21 protein-coding genes are annotated in these 14,879 nt (G+C 65.2%); 3 read left to right on the forward strand and 18 right to left on the reverse strand.

The features are described 5' to 3' along the window. Positions 1-4: 4 nt before the first annotated feature. The 4 genes from ACQPZ2_RS40515 to ACQPZ2_RS40530 all read right to left on the reverse strand — a co-directional run bounded on the left by ACQPZ2_RS40515 (position 5) and on the right by ACQPZ2_RS40530 (position 3,650). On the reverse strand, positions 5-409 hold the full coding sequence (locus tag ACQPZ2_RS40515) for an EXLDI protein (RefSeq protein ID WP_433523201.1): 405 nt from the start codon (positions 407-409) through the stop codon (positions 5-7). 225 nt (positions 410-634) lie between these two features. Next, positions 635-1,870, reverse strand: a complete 1,236-nt coding sequence (locus ACQPZ2_RS40520) for an MFS transporter (protein ID WP_433523202.1) — start codon at positions 1,868-1,870, stop codon at positions 635-637. Between the two features lie 37 nt (positions 1,871-1,907). Next, positions 1,908-2,372: an NUDIX domain-containing protein gene (locus ACQPZ2_RS40525; RefSeq protein WP_433523203.1), complete on the reverse strand. Its 465-nt coding sequence runs from the start codon at positions 2,370-2,372 to the stop codon at positions 1,908-1,910. Positions 2,373-2,375: 3 nt separating this feature from the next. Continuing rightward, entirely contained in the window at positions 2,376-3,650 is a 1,275-nt protein-coding gene (locus ACQPZ2_RS40530) for a helix-turn-helix domain-containing protein (protein WP_433523204.1), read from the reverse strand. A 68-nt stretch (positions 3,651-3,718) separates the two neighbouring features. On the opposite strand from ACQPZ2_RS40530, the gene ACQPZ2_RS40535 reads away from it, so the two are divergent. Beyond that, entirely contained in the window at positions 3,719-4,192 is a 474-nt protein-coding gene (locus ACQPZ2_RS40535; RefSeq protein ID WP_433523205.1) for a hypothetical protein, read from the forward strand. 83 nt (positions 4,193-4,275) lie between these two features. Here ACQPZ2_RS40535 and rpsQ read toward each other — a convergent pair whose 3' ends face one another. Genes rpsQ through rpsJ form a run of 11 tightly spaced genes read right to left on the reverse strand, consistent with a single transcriptional unit; the run spans position 4,276 to position 9,543 of the window. After that, positions 4,276-4,557 (reverse strand): 30S ribosomal protein S17, encoded by a 282-nt coding sequence (gene rpsQ / locus ACQPZ2_RS40540; protein ID WP_063047820.1) that lies wholly within the window; start codon positions 4,555-4,557, stop codon positions 4,276-4,278. After that, complete coding sequence (gene rpmC / locus ACQPZ2_RS40545; RefSeq protein WP_040686552.1) at positions 4,554-4,793, reverse strand: 50S ribosomal protein L29; 240 nt, start codon at positions 4,791-4,793, stop codon at positions 4,554-4,556. Before rpmC ends, rpsQ begins: the two co-directional genes overlap by 4 nt. Beyond that, positions 4,793-5,209 carry a 50S ribosomal protein L16 gene (gene rplP / locus ACQPZ2_RS40550; RefSeq protein ID WP_025347180.1) on the reverse strand — a complete coding sequence of 139 codons (417 nt, stop codon included), beginning with the start codon at positions 5,207-5,209 and terminating at the stop codon, positions 4,793-4,795. Before rplP ends, rpmC begins: the two co-directional genes overlap by 1 nt. Before the next feature lie 3 nt (positions 5,210-5,212). Continuing rightward, on the reverse strand, positions 5,213-6,022 hold the full coding sequence (gene rpsC, locus ACQPZ2_RS40555) for a 30S ribosomal protein S3 (RefSeq protein ID WP_040686551.1): 810 nt from the start codon (positions 6,020-6,022) through the stop codon (positions 5,213-5,215). Then, positions 6,023-6,421 (reverse strand): 50S ribosomal protein L22, encoded by a 399-nt coding sequence (gene rplV / locus ACQPZ2_RS40560; RefSeq protein ID WP_062983231.1) that lies wholly within the window; start codon positions 6,419-6,421, stop codon positions 6,023-6,025. It abuts the gene before it with no gap. Further along, positions 6,418-6,699: a 30S ribosomal protein S19 gene (gene rpsS, locus ACQPZ2_RS40565; protein WP_040686549.1), complete on the reverse strand. Its 282-nt coding sequence runs from the start codon at positions 6,697-6,699 to the stop codon at positions 6,418-6,420. The genes rplV and rpsS overlap by 4 nt, the downstream gene beginning before the upstream one ends. A gap of 15 nt (positions 6,700-6,714) precedes the next feature. Next, positions 6,715-7,551, reverse strand: coding sequence for a 50S ribosomal protein L2 (rplB, locus tag ACQPZ2_RS40570; protein WP_063046550.1), 837 nt, complete (start codon positions 7,549-7,551; stop codon positions 6,715-6,717). Positions 7,552-7,584: 33 nt separating this feature from the next. Then, positions 7,585-7,890, reverse strand: a complete 306-nt coding sequence (rplW, locus tag ACQPZ2_RS40575) for a 50S ribosomal protein L23 (RefSeq protein WP_040686547.1) — start codon at positions 7,888-7,890, stop codon at positions 7,585-7,587. Then, entirely contained in the window at positions 7,887-8,561 is a 675-nt protein-coding gene (rplD, locus tag ACQPZ2_RS40580) for a 50S ribosomal protein L4 (protein WP_433523206.1), read from the reverse strand. Before rplD ends, rplW begins: the two co-directional genes overlap by 4 nt. Further along, the gene (gene rplC, locus ACQPZ2_RS40585) at positions 8,558-9,223 is read right to left on the reverse strand and encodes a 50S ribosomal protein L3 (RefSeq protein ID WP_433523207.1); all 666 of its coding nucleotides are present in this window, start codon (positions 9,221-9,223) and stop codon (positions 8,558-8,560) included. Before rplC ends, rplD begins: the two co-directional genes overlap by 4 nt. 14 nt (positions 9,224-9,237) lie before the next feature. Next, positions 9,238-9,543: a 30S ribosomal protein S10 gene (gene rpsJ / locus ACQPZ2_RS40590; RefSeq protein WP_003938093.1), complete on the reverse strand. Its 306-nt coding sequence runs from the start codon at positions 9,541-9,543 to the stop codon at positions 9,238-9,240. 548 nt (positions 9,544-10,091) lie between these two features. Here rpsJ and ACQPZ2_RS40595 point away from each other — a divergent pair. Beyond that, positions 10,092-10,568, forward strand: a complete 477-nt coding sequence (locus tag ACQPZ2_RS40595) for a hotdog fold domain-containing protein (protein WP_063046548.1) — start codon at positions 10,092-10,094, stop codon at positions 10,566-10,568. Positions 10,569-10,625: 57 nt separating this feature from the next. Further along, positions 10,626-11,819 (forward strand): lycopene cyclase family protein, encoded by a 1,194-nt coding sequence (locus ACQPZ2_RS40600; protein WP_433523208.1) that lies wholly within the window; start codon positions 10,626-10,628, stop codon positions 11,817-11,819. A 6-nt stretch (positions 11,820-11,825) separates the two neighbouring features. Here the strand turns inward: ACQPZ2_RS40600 and ACQPZ2_RS40605 are convergent, their stop codons facing one another. The 3 genes from ACQPZ2_RS40605 to ACQPZ2_RS40615 all read right to left on the reverse strand — a co-directional run bounded on the left by ACQPZ2_RS40605 (position 11,826) and on the right by ACQPZ2_RS40615 (position 14,579). After that, a complete protein-coding gene (locus ACQPZ2_RS40605; RefSeq protein ID WP_433523209.1) occupies positions 11,826-12,680 on the reverse strand; it encodes an ABC transporter permease in 855 nt (284 codons plus the stop codon). Then, complete coding sequence (locus ACQPZ2_RS40610) at positions 12,677-13,459, reverse strand: ABC transporter permease (RefSeq protein WP_433527651.1); 783 nt, start codon at positions 13,457-13,459, stop codon at positions 12,677-12,679. The genes ACQPZ2_RS40605 and ACQPZ2_RS40610 overlap by 4 nt, the downstream gene beginning before the upstream one ends. 109 nt (positions 13,460-13,568) lie before the next feature. Further along, on the reverse strand, positions 13,569-14,579 hold the full coding sequence (locus ACQPZ2_RS40615; protein ID WP_245721277.1) for an ATP-binding cassette domain-containing protein: 1,011 nt from the start codon (positions 14,577-14,579) through the stop codon (positions 13,569-13,571). Positions 14,580-14,879 lie beyond the last annotated feature (300 nt).

Genomic DNA, 14,879 nt, shown 5'->3' on the forward strand with positions numbered 1-14,879 from the left:
GGTCTCAGATGTCGAGTTCGTCGATCTTCGGACTCGTCGCGGTGCCGACGAGTTCGCGGTAGATGCGTGCCGGAATCCGCCCGGCGAGTTCCTCGACCGAGTCGACGATGTCCACCGTGTAGTCGCCCCAGGTCTGGTCGTCGACGTCGAAGATCTCGCGCCAGTTCTTCAGATCCTTGGTCCAGTTCGTCAGCGCGAAGTCCATCCAGTCGGCCCGCTGCCGATGCACAACGTATTTGCCCTTGCGGCTCAGGTAGACCCGGACTACCTCGATTCCCGATTTGGTGAATTCCCTTGTCTCACCGAGCTTCCGCCCGACGAAGCGCTGCCTGCGCAGGCCGCCGGGACCTACTTTGAGCAGCACATCGCGCATATCCGATGCGTTTTTCTCGATGTTGATCGTTGCCACGTCCGAAGCAGTGTCGGTCGGTGTGCTCGAATCCGGTGTCATGATTCCCCGTCTCATAAATAGATATGCAAAAAAGCATGTGTCCAACGCCAGCGGACCCGATTCGGTCCGCTGCGGTGAGTTGATCTGCTGTTCTCCGGTCGCCTCGAGCCCACTCCTCGGCGTCCGTCGAGAATCACTATAAGTAGATGTATACGTATAACGCAAGACCTGTGTCGCGCAAGTTCAACGCGCCCCGGCGCGCAACTCCTCCCGGTCGACCCGACGCACCACCTTGACCAGCAGCAACAGCCCGATACCGAGCCCGAGCCCGAGTGCCGCGGCCGCTGCGAAACCCGCCGGGAATCCGCCCGCGTCGATCGCGACGCCGCAGAGGGAACTGCCGATGCCATTGCCGAGCGTCATCGCGGCGCCGTGCCAGCCGATCGCCTCGCCGCGCCCGCCTTCCGGAACAATTCGACTCAACTGATCGACGGATGCGACAAGTGTTGGCGCACAAAGCGCTCCGGCAACGAGCCCGGTCACCCCGAGCGATACCGGACCGACGGCGAAGCACATCGGAATGGTGACGGCGCCGAGCCCGGCGAGCAGCACATACGTCGAAATGGAGCGGTGCAACGCGCCGTAGACGAGCCCGCCGACCAGCGAACCGAAACCCCAGACCGCCATGACCACGCCGAGCCACCGCTGCGCGCCGAACTCGCGAATGGCGGATACGAATGTCAATTCCGAACCCGCGAGCACCGCGATCGCCACACACGCGCCGACGCACAGCGCGACGAACTCGACCCGGAACCATTCGCGCCGCGGCACTGTCGCGTCCTCGGCCTTGTCGTCCGAGCGCAGCGGCGGATTGCGGACCCACACAAAGGCTCCCGCCGACACCAGCGCCATCTGCATCCCGAAGAGGGTGAGCGTCGTCGACCAAACCGTCGCGGCGGCGACACCGAGCACCGGCCCGACCATGAACGCCATCTCCACCGACACCGATTCCAGTGCCAGCGCCGGTTGGCGGCTCTGCTCGGTGGTCGTGGCGATCACGGCCTGCCGAACCACCGTGAAGATCGGAATATCGAAAAGCCCGGCGATCGCCGCCAGCACCAGTAGCGCCCCGTACCCGACGAACGGCGCGATCGACCAGCACACCGCCCCGACCACGATCGACGGCAGAATAGTGCGCCGTAGCCCGAAACGGTCCAACATCCGCCCACGCCACGGCCCACTCGCCGCAACGCACAGCGTGACAATCGAACTCAACGCCCCGGCCTGCCCATACGACCCGTGCAACGTCTGCACCACATGCAGTGCGAGCAACACCGATCCGGCGAAGAACGGAATGCGAACCATCACCCCCAGCAGCAGCACATTGCGCACTGCCGAGTCAGCCAGCACCTCCCTGTAGGCCCGCACCCGACCGAGCGTCCCACGCCCGCCCACCCGCACGCCACCGATTAATCCCATGATTCGATCCGACGGCAACCACATGCCCCAGCGCGGATCACATCGGCGCGGGCTCACCATGTTCGAGGTAGACGGTACGGCTCTCGGAACGCGCGATATGTGCTTGACGTAGTCGGCGGGCGAGCCGCGGGATCAGGTAGTCATCGAGCTTCGACAACCCAACCCACGCCCAGCGGTCGAGTTCGCTCTCCTGGAGGCTGATGTCTCGCTCATCGGCTCCGATCTCACCACAATCGAAAACATAGAGAATCTTGTCGCCTTCTCCCTCGCTCGGCGCCCAATCGTGAACCAGCAAATGCCTTGGCGCACGGTCGATTCCGATCTCTTCGCGGATCTCGCGACGGCAGGCAGCGGCTGGCGACTCCCCGGGCTCGACATACCCGCCGGGAATATCCCAACCGCTGCCGTAAGTCTTGTGCACCAACAGCACCTCGTCACCGCGCACGAAGAGCGCTCCCGCCGCCAGACGTGCGCGCGCAAACCGATTGTCCGCATTGGTCATTGGTTACCTCACGACGTGCATTCGTTGGGCCAAGGCTTGCAAGACGAACGAAGGACTGCCGTGCGCGTTGCGCATCCAGGTGAGTACGAGTTGCCGACTGAGGTAATGATGGCGGACCTGTTCCGGGGCCGCCTGCTCGGCGTCCAGCAGAGCCGATACCGAATCCTGCTGGCGGCCAGCAAGATTGAACGCGCGAGCAAGCTCGAGTTGGTGACGAATCCGGCGCTCCACCGGGAGGGCGGAAGTATCCAGCCCAGGTCCCAACCGAAGCGCGATCTGCACATCACCGAGTTCCATCGCGGTGTTGACGCGATGGATTGCGACATTGGTGGGTCCGAACGCGGTCCACAGGCAGTTCCGATCACCACCCAGCTTCCGCGCAGCCACATCCGCCTCGGCCAGAAACTCCTGCACGGTGTCGCGACGATTGCTCCGCGCGGCTGCCATCGAGCCGACGAGCAGCAGCGTTCCGTACACCGACAACATGTCGTCCCGCCCCTCGTGCAGGTACGGCTGCAAGTAGGCCGCTCCGGCTTCGACCAGATCGACAGCGGGTTGCACACGGCCCGTGGACATCACCGTGAAGGCGACAGATCGCATCAGGGAACCGACGATCGCGAGATCGTCGGTTCGCTGAGCCGCCGCGAGACCTCGTTCGGCGGCGTTCCAAGCCAAATCGGTTTCACCGAGCTTGGTCAATACCGAGGCCGCCACCTGATAGCACAGTGCCAACAGCCGGTACCCGGATTCGTCTTCCGCTCGCTGGGCGACCGCCAGCGCGGCAGACAACAGGCCGGGCAATCGGCCCGCCACAAATCCGAACCTGGCCCCCTGATAGGCATCGAAGACACCACGCAGCTCCCGTTCGAGCGCGGGGAGCTGAAACGACTCCGGATCACGACCGGGCGGCACCGGCGCAGGCATCAAATGGCTGTAATCCATCAACGCGGCCCGGAGTGCGGGGATGGTCGAACTCCCGCTGTCGGTGGTCCATTCCAACAGACTCGGATCACCGATCAGGTCTCCCAGCGAAACATCCAATGCGTCCGCGAGTAGGCGGATCACCGACAAGCGGTCCAGCGGAATCCGATTGTTCTCGACCTTGCTCATCCAATCGTCTGTCCGCCCGACAAGACCGGCTAGCACATCTTGGGACATACCGCGACGCCGTCGGTACCAAGACACCCGCTCACCGATGGTGAGGTTCTGGGTCATTCCGCGCACAACACAATCTTCCGACTCGGCTGGGCAACAATCCCGGAAAGATATTCCGGGCATACATCTGATCCGGCCTCAGGCTACTTGCAAACCAAACGACATCAGTGCTGAACGGGACAAAGGCCACCGTGGACACCGAGGAACTCGCGAGCGTCGTCGATTGGGCGGACTACTACCGCCAACAGTTTCATCTCCCCGCCGAGGAACGCGGCGGTTACGTCATGCTGCCGGTGACGAACCATCTGGGCATTATCCACATGCCCAAGCTATTGGCCGAAAAAGTCCGAAATTCCTTGCTACAGCAGGGAACTCCCGGCCCGGTGCTGGCGCGGCAGATCCGCTGGACCTTCGTCGCGGCCGTGGACTACGCCCCGGGTGATCAGGTCCTGGAACTGCTGGCACGGAAAAACATTTGTGTGCCCGTCGTCGGCAGCGCGCTGATGATACCGACAGGCCTCGGGCGGTGGACCCGCGAAGGGGCGCACTGGATCATTCCGCCGGGTCGCGATCAATTGCTGCCAATACTGTCGAACGTCATCAGCACAACGCTGGCATCGTTATTCGATCGAAACGATAGACCGGCTCCGCCACAGACCGGATGAATAATCCGAACTGCCGAGCAAATATGAAAAAGGCCCGCTTCCCAAATGGGAAGCGGGCCTTTGCTCTACCGCCGGAAAAGGGGTTACTTGGCCTTCTCCAGGACCTCGACCAACCGCCAGTGCTTGGTGGCCGACAGCGGGCGGGTCTCCATCAGCTGGACGCGGTCGCCGACGCCGGCGATCTCGTTCTCGTCATGCGCCTTCACCTTGGTGGTGGAGCGAATGATCTTGCCGTAGAGCTTGTGCCGCGTGCGGTCTTCCAGCTCGACGACGATGGTCTTGTTCATCTTGTCCGAGACCACGTAGCCGATGCGAACCTTGCGGGTGCCGCGCTTGACCTCGGGGGTCACGTTCTCTTCACTCATGCCGCATCTCCCTTGCCAGCGGGTGCCGAGGCCAGGCCGAGCTCGCGCTCACGCATGACCGTGTAGATGCGCGCGATCTCGTGACGCACGACGCGCAGGCGACGGTTGTTGTCCAACTGACCCGTCGCCATCTGGAAGCGCAGATTGAACAGCTCTTCCTTCGACTCGCGCAGGCGGGCGACGAGCTCCTCTTCATTGAGCTCGCGGAGCTCTGCGGCCGGTGTACCGGTAGCCATCAGAACTGCTCCTCCCTGGTCACGATCCTGCACTTCATGGGGAGCTTGTGCATCGCGCGGCGCAGGGCCTCACGAGCGATCTCCTCGTTGGGGTAACTCATTTCGAACATCACGCGCCCGGGCTTGACGTTCGCGATCCACCACTCCGGCGAGCCCTTACCGGAACCCATGCGGGTTTCGGCCGGCTTCTTGGTGAGCGGGCGATCCGGGTAGATGTTGATCCAGATCTTGCCGCCACGCTTGATGTGGCGGGTCATCGCGATACGCGCGGACTCGATCTGCCGGTTGGTGACGTAGGCCGGCTCGAGAGCCTGGATGCCGAATTCACCGAACGCGACCGAAGTGCCGCCCTTTGCCATTCCGGAACGACCCGGGTGATGCTGCTTCCGGTGCTTGACCTTCCGTGGCATCAACATGCGTCAGCCCTCCTGTGTTTCCGCCGGAGCGTCGGCAACCGCGGTAGCAGCGCCCGCACGCCCGGCCTCGGTGCTGGTCGCGGTGGTACCGGCGGAACCGGACCGACGCGGGCGGCTCGGCCGCTCCCGACGCTCGCGGCGGTCACCAGCGGCGGGCGCGGCCGCGGCCGTGACCTCACGCTTGCCACCGACGATGTCGCCCTTGTAGATCCAGACCTTCACGCCGATGCGACCGAAGGTGGTCTTGGCCTCGTAGAGGCCGTAGTCGATGTCCGCGCGCAGCGTGTGCAGCGGGACGCGACCCTCGCGGTAGAACTCCGAGCGCGACATTTCGGCGCCGCCGAGGCGGCCCGAGCACTGCACCCGGATGCCCTTGACGTTCGGCGAACGCATGGCCGACTGGATGGCCTTGCGCATCGCGCGACGGAACGCCACACGGTTGGACAGCTGCTCGGCGACACCCTGGGCAACGAGCTGCGCATCCGACTCGGGGTTCTTGACCTCGAGGATGTTCAGCTGCACCTGCTTCTTGGTGAGCTTCTCCAGCTCGGCGCGAATGCGATCGGCCTCGGCGCCGCGGCGACCGATGACGATGCCGGGACGCGCGGTGTGGATGTCGACGCGAACCCGGTCACGGGTGCGCTCGATCTCCACCTTGGAGATGCCCGCCCGCTCCATGCCGGTGGCGAGGAGCTTGCGGATGGCGACGTCTTCCTTCACGTAGTCCGCGTACTGCTTGTCCGCGTACCAACGCGACTTCCAGTCGGTGGTGATACCGAGGCGGAAGCCATGGGGATTGATCTTCTGTCCCATTTACTTTGCCCCTCCCTTCCGGCGGCTGCGAGCAGCACCGGCGGTGGGCACGCTCTCGACCTCGATGGTGATGTGGCTGGTGCGCTTGCGGATCCGGAACGCGCGGCCCTGGGCCCGCGGCTGGAAACGCTTCATGGTCGCGCCCTCGTCGACGTAGGCGGTCGAGATGACCAGCGTGGCCGGGTTCAGGCCGAGGTTGTTCTCGGCGTTGGCCGCGGCGCTGGCGACGACCTTCGCGACCGGCTCGCTCGCGGCCTGCGGCGCGAACTTCAGGATCGCGAGGGCGTCCTCGACCCGCTTGCCGCGGACCAGGTCCACGACACGGCGAGCCTTCATCGGGGTGACGCGAACGTGCTTCGCCGTCGCCCGGGCAGTCGGGTTCTGAGTCTCAGTGGTCATCGCCGCTTGCTCTTCCGGTCTTCCTTGACGTGGCTCTTGAACGTCCTGGTGGGCGCGAACTCACCCAGCTTGTGGCCGACCATGGACTCCGAGACGAACACCGGCACGTGCTTGCGGCCGTCGTGGACGGCGAAGGTGTGACCGATGAAATCGGGGATGATGGTCGAACGACGGGACCAGGTCTTGATGACCTGCTTGCTGCCCTTTTCGTTCTGAACGTCCACCTTCGCGAGGAGGTGGTCGTCGACGAACGGGCCCTTCTTGAGGCTGCGTGGCATTTCTTACCTCCTCCTTCAGCGCTTCTTGCCGGTCTTGCGACGGCGGACGATGAGCTTGTCGCTCGGACGGTTGGGCTTGCGGGTGCGGCCTTCCGGCTGACCCCACGGCGAGACCGGGTGGCGACCACCGGAGGTCTTGCCTTCACCACCACCATGCGGGTGGTCGACCGGGTTCATGACGACACCACGGACCGTGGGGCGGCGACCCTTCCAGCGCATACGGCCGGCCTTACCCCAGTTGATGTTCGACTGCTCGGCGTTGCCGACCTCGCCGACGGTGGCGCGGCAGCGCACGTCGACGCGACGGATCTCACCGGAGGGCATACGCAGCGTGGCGTAGGGGCCTTCCTTACCGAGCAGCTGGATGCTCATACCTGCGGCACGGGCCATCTTGGCGCCACCGCCCGGACGCAGCTCCACGTTGTGGATCGTGGTACCGGTCGGGATGTTGCGCAGCGGCAGGTTGTTACCCGGCTTGATGTCGGCGGTCGGGCCGGACTCGATCGGGGTGCCCTGCACCACGCCCTTGGGGGCGATGATGTAGCGCTTCTCGCCGTCCCGGTAGTGCAGCAGCGCGATGTTGGCGGTGCGGTTCGGGTCGTACTCGATGTGCGCGACCTTGGCCGGGATGCCGTCCTTGTCCAGGCGACGGAAGTCGATCAGACGGTAGGCACGCTTGTGGCCGCCACCGCGGTGGCGAGTCGTGATGCGACCGTGCGCATTACGACCACCCTTGCTGTGCAGCGGGCGGATCAGCGACTTCTCGGGAGTCGACCGAGTGATCTCAGCGAAGTCCGAGACGCTGGAGCCACGACGGCCCGGCGTAGTCGGCTTGTACTTACGGATTGCCATGAGTTCTTCTCTGCTTTCTGGATTCCCGGGCGCTTACGCGACCGGGCCTCCGAAGATCTCGATGGGCTTGCTGTCGGCCGAGATGGTCACGAGCGCGCGCTTGGTGTCCTTGCGCTTGCCGTAACCGAAGCGGGTCCGCTTGCGCTTGCCCTGACGGTTGGCGGTGTTGACGCTGGTCACCTTCACACCGAAGACCTTCTCGACGGCGATCTTGATCTGCGTCTTGTTGGAATCCGGGTGCACGATGAAGGTGTAGGTACCTTCCTCGATCAGTCCGTAGGACTTCTCCGAGATGACCGGCGCCAGCAGAATGTCGCGGGGGTCGGCGATCGTGGTCACTTGCTCTCCTCCTGTGCGGATTCGGCGGGGCCGTGCACGAAGGCGTTCAAGGCCTCGACGCTGAACACCACTTCGTCGCTTTCCAGCACGTCGTAGGTGTTGAGCTGATCCGGCGCGATCGGGTGCACGAACTCCAGGTTCTGCACGCTCTTCCAGCCCGCGATGTCCTCACGTCCGAGGACGAGCAGGAACTTCTTCCGGTCCGACAGCTCGGACAGGAACGACTTCGCGGTCTTGGTCGACGGGGTCTGACCCGAGACCAGTTCGGTGATCACGTGGATGCGCTCGTTGCGCGCACGATCCGAGAGGGCGCCACGCAGCGCGGCGCGGATCATCTTCTTGGGGGTGCGCTGGCTGTAGTCACGCGGCTGCGGACCGTGCACGATGCCACCACCGGTGAACTGCGGCGCGCGGGTCGAGCCCTGACGGGCGCGGCCGGTGCCCTTCTGGCGGTACGGCTTCTTGCCACCACCGGAGACCTCGCCGCGCGTCTTCGTCGCGTGCGTGCCCTGGCGTGCGGCAGCGAGCTGCGCGATCACGACCTGGTGCATCAGCGAGATGTTCGCGGTGGCATCGAAGATCTCCGCGGGGAGTTCGACGGTGCCGTTGGTCTTGCCGCCGAGTTCCTTGACCGGGAGGGTCAGGTTGGTCTTCTTCTCGACGCTGGTCATGCGTGCGCACCACCCTTCACTGCGCTCTTGACGGTCACGACGCTGCCCTTGCGACCCGGAATCGCGCCCTTGATCAGCAGCAGGCCGTTCTCGGCGTCGACCTTGTGCACCGACAGGTTCTGTGTGGTGACGCGGTCGTTACCCATGCGGCCCGACATGCGCATGCCCTTGAACACGCGGCCGGGGGTGGCGCAACCACCGATGGAACCCGGGCGACGGTGCACTGCCTGCGCACCGTGCGAGGCGCCCTGACCGGCGAAGCCGTGGCGCTTCATGGTGCCTGCGAAGCCCTTGCCCTTGCTGGTGCCGGTGACGTCGACGTAGGCGCCCTCTTCGAAGACATCGGCGTTGATCTCCTGGCCGACCTCGAAGGTGGAGGCGTCCGCGACGCGGATCTCGGCGACGTGGCGGCGCGGGGTGACACCGGCCTTGGCGAACTGACCGGAAACCGGCTTGTTCACCTTGCGCGGGTCGATGGCGCCGAAAGCGACCTGGACGGCGCTGTAGCCGTCGCGCTCCACGGTGCGGATCTGGGTAACGACGTTCGGTCCGGCCTTGATGACGGTCACGGGGACGACACGGTTCTTGTCGTCGAACACCTGGGTCATACCGAGCTTGGTGCCCAGGATGCCGGCCGCCGGCCTGTTCTTGTTGTCAGTCATATCTCGAGTCCCCGTCACTGAATGTTGACGTCGACGCTGGCCGGCAGGTCGATGCGCATAAGGGCATCAACCGTCTTCGGCGTCGGGTCGAGGATGTCGATCAGCCGCTTGTGCGTCCGCATCTCGAAGTGCTCGCGCGAGTCCTTGTACTTGTGCGGCGAACGGATGACGCAGTACACGTTCTTTTCGGTCGGCAACGGCACCGGCCCGACCACACGGGCCCCGGTGCGGGTCACCGTCTCCACGATCTTGCGCGCGGACGCGTCGATCGCTTCGTGGTCATAGGCCTTGAGCCTGATGCGGATCTTCTGTCCCGCCACGCTAAGTGTCCTTTTCTCCGCTTATCGTTCGTGGTCCGGAAGCCGGCTTCCGTACCACCTTCAATTGCACAGCCCGAACACACGAAGACGTCCCAGCCCGATCGGATCAGGCCCGGAGGCGGCAGCCTACGTAACTACGCAGGGCCCCCGCTCGGGCAAGATCCAACACCGTGAGACCGCGACCGGGCACCGCCCGATCCTCGCCGCTGTTCATCTGTCATGGTTCTCCGGTCCACGCGGTCGGGCGTGTCGCCCATCCGCTCATTCCTCGGCCTCGGTTCGAAACTTCACCTGGCCTGGAACGTTTGTCCCGGACGTACCCGCGCTGGATGTCCAGCGAGGTACACGATTGGGTGTTGCTCGCCTCGCCACCCGCCACAACCGCCGAACGGCATGACCCGGTGCAAGGCAACCCGAACAGTATGCCCGACCGCGTTGGCGACTTCAAATCCGCCCCCTACCAACGCTTCGCCAGCAGGTCAGGGTGCGAATCCCGGGCGCGCCCCGACCCTACCGCAGACAAACTTACTTCTGAGTAAGATAGAGCCATGACGAAACCGACCGCGACTCATCGGATCTGGAACAAGTTGCCGGACAACCGGCTGGGGCACACCCTGTTCTCGCTCGGCATGGTGGCCCGGGTGCCCTACTTCGGGACGGTGCTGCCGAGCGTCGTGCGGCTGGAGCCCGGACTGTGCGAGGTGACCTCGCCGAAGTGGTTCGGCATCCACAACCACCTGGGCACCTTCCACGCGATCGCGGCCTGCAACCTGGCCGAGGTGGCCATGGGCATGCTGAGCGAGGCCACGGTGCCCGACACGCACCGCTGGATTCCCAAGGCCATGAATGTGCAGTACCTGGCCAAGGCCGAGACCGGTCTGCGCGCGGTGGCGAAGCTGGCCGAGGTGCCCGACTTCACCCGGATCACCGAGGGGCAGGAGCTGACCGTTCCGGTGTCCATCTACGACAAGCACGGCCTCGAGGTCGTGCACGCCGACATCACCACTTGGATCACACCCAAGTAGGTGACCTGCGGGACACAGTGTTGCGGGCGAACGGACGGAGCGGTTTGAATGCGAAGCATGGGTGACAGTGCGGTCCGGGAGTTCGACCTCTGCGTGGTCGGGCTCGGACCGACCGGCCGAGCGCTGGCGCATCGTGCCATGCGCGCCGGGTTCCGTGTCGCCGCCGTCGATCCGCGTCCGGAGCGGCTCTGGCCGCCGACGTTCTCCTGCTGGATCGATGAACTGCCGGAGTGGTTGCCGTCGAGCGCCATTGCCGCACGCATCCCGAAGCCGACGGTCTGGACGAAGGCCGAGCATCGGATCGACCGCCCCTACTGCGTGCTGTCGAAAACCGGACTGCGCGATGCGCTGCGGCTCGACGACGCCACCGTTGTCGCCGGGCGGGCCACTCGTGTCGAGGCCAACGAGGTGGAACTCGCGGACGGCACGATCCTCAGGGCCGCAACGGTTTTCGATACCCGCGGGCTGCCGACGCTCGGACAGCGCCGCGCGGCAAGTGCACACGGCATCTTCGTCGACGCCGAAACCGCCGCGCCCATGGTGACCGAGGGCGAGGGACTGCTGCTCGATTGGCGTCCGGAGAACGGTGCGGGACCGGGTGAGCCGCCGTCGTTCCTCTATGCCGTCCCGCTCGGCGACGGCACGGTGATCTTCGAGGAGACCAGTCTCGGCCTGCGCGGCGGCATGCCGCAGCACGAGTTGCGCAGACGCACCCTGAACCGCCTTGCCGCACACGGCATTCGGCTCACCGGCGCCGAGCCGACCGAGGCCGCGCACTACCCACTGGACCAGCCACCCCCGAAAAAGGGGACCGCCCAAGCGATTCCGTTCGGCTCCCGCGGCGGCATGATGCATCCCTGCACCGGCTACAGCGTCGCCGATTCGCTGGCCCTGGTCGACACCGCCGTCGCCGCCCTCCGGCAAGGCCGCGACCCCATTGCAGAACTCTGGCCGTGGCAGGCCCGGCTGGTGTACTGGATGCGCATACGCGGCCTCTGGGGCATGGGCCGCCTGACCACCGAACAGGCCGTCGCCATGTTCGACGCCTTCTTCAACGCCTCGCCGCGCGGCCAGCGCGCCCTGCTCTCCGCCCATGACGATTACACCGTCCTCGGCGCCGTCCTCTTCAACACCGTCGCCCGCACCTGGCCGTTCCGCTGGCGCTACGACCTGGTCGGCTGGACGAATCGAAACCGCTGGGTCGGTTTCGACTTCGCCGCAGCCGAACGCGAAGCGGGCCGGATCGGCTGACGGAGGTCAGGCGCCGGTTTCGGCGGCGCGTTGGTAGCCGCGGATCGCCGGATACGCGAACACGACGATGAGCCCGAGCACCCAGGCGACGGTCTTCAACAGGGGTTCGGCGACGGCACCGCCGTAGGACAGTCCCTTCATCGCATCGATGGCGCAGCTCATCGGCTGATTCGCGACCACGTCCTGCAACCAGACCGGATAGGCGATCACCGGCACGAACCCGGAATTGAAAAACATCAGCAGGGTATTGACGATGCCGATAATGCTCACCAGCATGACGCCCTCGGTGATGGTCGCGAGCGCCGTGACCAGCACCGCGAAGCCGACACCGAACAGCACCGGAATACCGACCAGCGCGATGGCCGCCAACGGACCCTGCCCGAAGCGGAAGCCGAGGGTGAAGCCGACCGCGATCACGAACAGCGTGGTGACCAGCACGCGGATCGCCTCGGCGAACAGCCTGCCGGTCAGTCCGGCCGCCCGATGCACCGGCATGGTCCAGAACCGACCGAGCAGCCCGGTGAACTTCTCACCCTTGAAGCCGAGTGCGCTGACCACCGCACCGGACATCGCCGCGACCAACGTGATCAGCGCGACCTGTCCGTAGATGCTCGGCTTACCGGTGGCCGCGGTGATCGAATTGCCGAGCACGACGCGGAACATGAAGAGCGTCAGCGCCGGATAGATCAGGGTCTGGATGGTGGTCGCGGGATCGCGCGCCCACACCAGCAGCAGCCGCTTGCACTGGATCAGGCTGTGCGTGATCCAGGTCGACAGCGCGCGTTCGGATGGCGTGGCCACCCGCGGCAGCGGGTCGAATCCGTCCACCTCGGTCCGCTCCAAGGTCTCGACAGAACTCATGACCGCCTCACACTCGCCCAGATCGCCAACGGAGTAAAGACGATCGCCATACCGCCCAGCCAGGTCAGCGGCACCCACAGCACATCCCAGGTCACCCCGTCATGGGCCATATCGCGCAGAGCGAAGGAGAACTGGGAGATCGGCTGATTACGCACGAACGGCCGGATCCACATCGGAAAACTGCGCTCCGGGACGAATCCGCAGGACAGCATGCCGAAGATCAAGGTGGGCAGCGTCAGTGCCTGACTCAGCGATTCCGGACTCTTGGTCAGGCTGCCGAGCGCGTCCGCGCCGAGTGCGAGCACGGTGCCGACCGCGAGCGAGAACACGCAGAACAACACGGCCTGACCGAGTCCGGCGACGAACCGGAAGCCGATCATGTAGCCGAAGATGATCGCCGCGGTCAGCGCGGTCAGCGAACGCACCAGCCCTGCGCCGATCCGCGCGCTCAACGGCACCAGCATGCCGATCGGCATCGTCTGTAGTCGCGTGCTCAGACCGGTCAGCGCCTCGTATGCGGACAGCTGCGCATTCGACATCATCGTGAACGCCATGGTCTGCAGCACGATGATCGGCATGACGAACTGGGCATAGTCGATGCCCTGGAACTTCATGACATAGCGCAGCGGCAGATAGAAGCCGAGCGTGAACACCAGCGGGGTGATCATCGCGACGATCAGTTCGCCCTTGACGGCCATGGTCCGCACAATGCGTCCGGATAGCGCCCGCCACTGTGCGAAGTAGGAGAGCCTGGCCGCGGGCAGCTCGGCGAAGAGCAGTGCCGAATCGGCCCGCTCGACGGTGGTGGAACTCACGATTGCGCCTCGCTGGCGCTCGGCTCCATCGTGACTTCCAGTCCTGTGTTGATGGTTCGCTCGCTCCGCTCGCTCACGCGTGGCCGCCCGAATGGCCGGTGATAGAGAGGAAGACATCGTCGAGCGAGGGCCTGCGCAGCGCGATATCGGCCAATTTGATCCCGGCGGCGTCGAGCCTGCGCAATGCCTCGGACAGCGTGCCCGCGCCGTCGGGTGCGGGAATCGAGATCCGGTCGCCGCCATCGACGTCGGCGAGTACGGCGGCGGGCACCAGATCACCGAGTGCGTTGGCGGCCTTGCCGAGCTGACCCGGATCCAGCGGCACCACCTCGCAGTAGTTGCCGCCGGTCTTCTCCTTGAGTTCGTCGGCGGTGCCCTCGGCGATCACCGTGCCCTTATCGATGACGATGATGTTGTCGCTGAGCACATCGGCTTCCTCGAGGTACTGCGTGGTGAGCAGCACCGTGATGCCCTGATTCTTCAGCGCGGTCACCAGATCCCACACGCCCTGCCTGCTGCGCGGATCCAGACCAGTGGTCGGCTCGTCGAGGAACACCACCTCGGGACGGACCACCAGTCCGCAGGCGATATCGACCCGACGACGCATACCGCCGGAATAGTGGCGCACCGCGCGACGGCCCGCGTGCACCAGGTCGAATTCCTCGAGCAGGGTGTCGGCGCGCTTGCGGGCGGCCGATTTGCCCAGGCCCATGAGCCGTCCGAACAATTCCAGGTTCTCCCGGCCGGAGAGGTTCTCGTCGAGCGCGGCGTACTGGCCGGTCATCATGATCGAGCGGCGCACACCCGCCGGATCCTTCAGCACATCGTGGCCCGCGACCACGGCGGTGCCGGAGTCCGGGCGCAGCAGGGTCGACAGCACTTTGACCATGGTGGTCTTGCCCGCACCGTTGGGCCCGAGGATGCCGAGCACACTCGCACGCTCGGCGGTGAAGCTGATGCCCTGCAGCGCGTGCACATCGCCGAATGACTTCCGGACATCCGCAACCGCGACCGCGACGTCACCACCACCATCGATGGGTGGTGGCTCGCTGGTATGCGAATCCGCTTGGTTCAAGCTCGGCATCAACTCTCCACTGTGTCTGATCGGCGGCGTTCGCGGGGCCTGGGCGGCGACCGCGGATCGCCAAGATCCGGCCCGTTCGAGCGACCTGCAAGCGGTCGCTAGCGCTAGGCATGAATACGTCCCGGTTGGTGATCCCTGCCGCCAAGCGTGATGTTACCGGCAGAGCCATCCCCGCATGGCCGACCGCGTCATACCCAGCGACCCGCGACCTAACTGTGTCCTTACTCACATTTCTTCCGGCCGATCCACTCGACCCGAGAACGTCGCTGGTGGCGGCCCTCGCGGGGCAGCGTAGGGGCG

This window comes from Nocardia pseudovaccinii (genome assembly GCF_050942345.1).
Lineage (GTDB): Bacteria > Actinomycetota > Actinomycetes > Mycobacteriales > Mycobacteriaceae > Nocardia > Nocardia pseudovaccinii.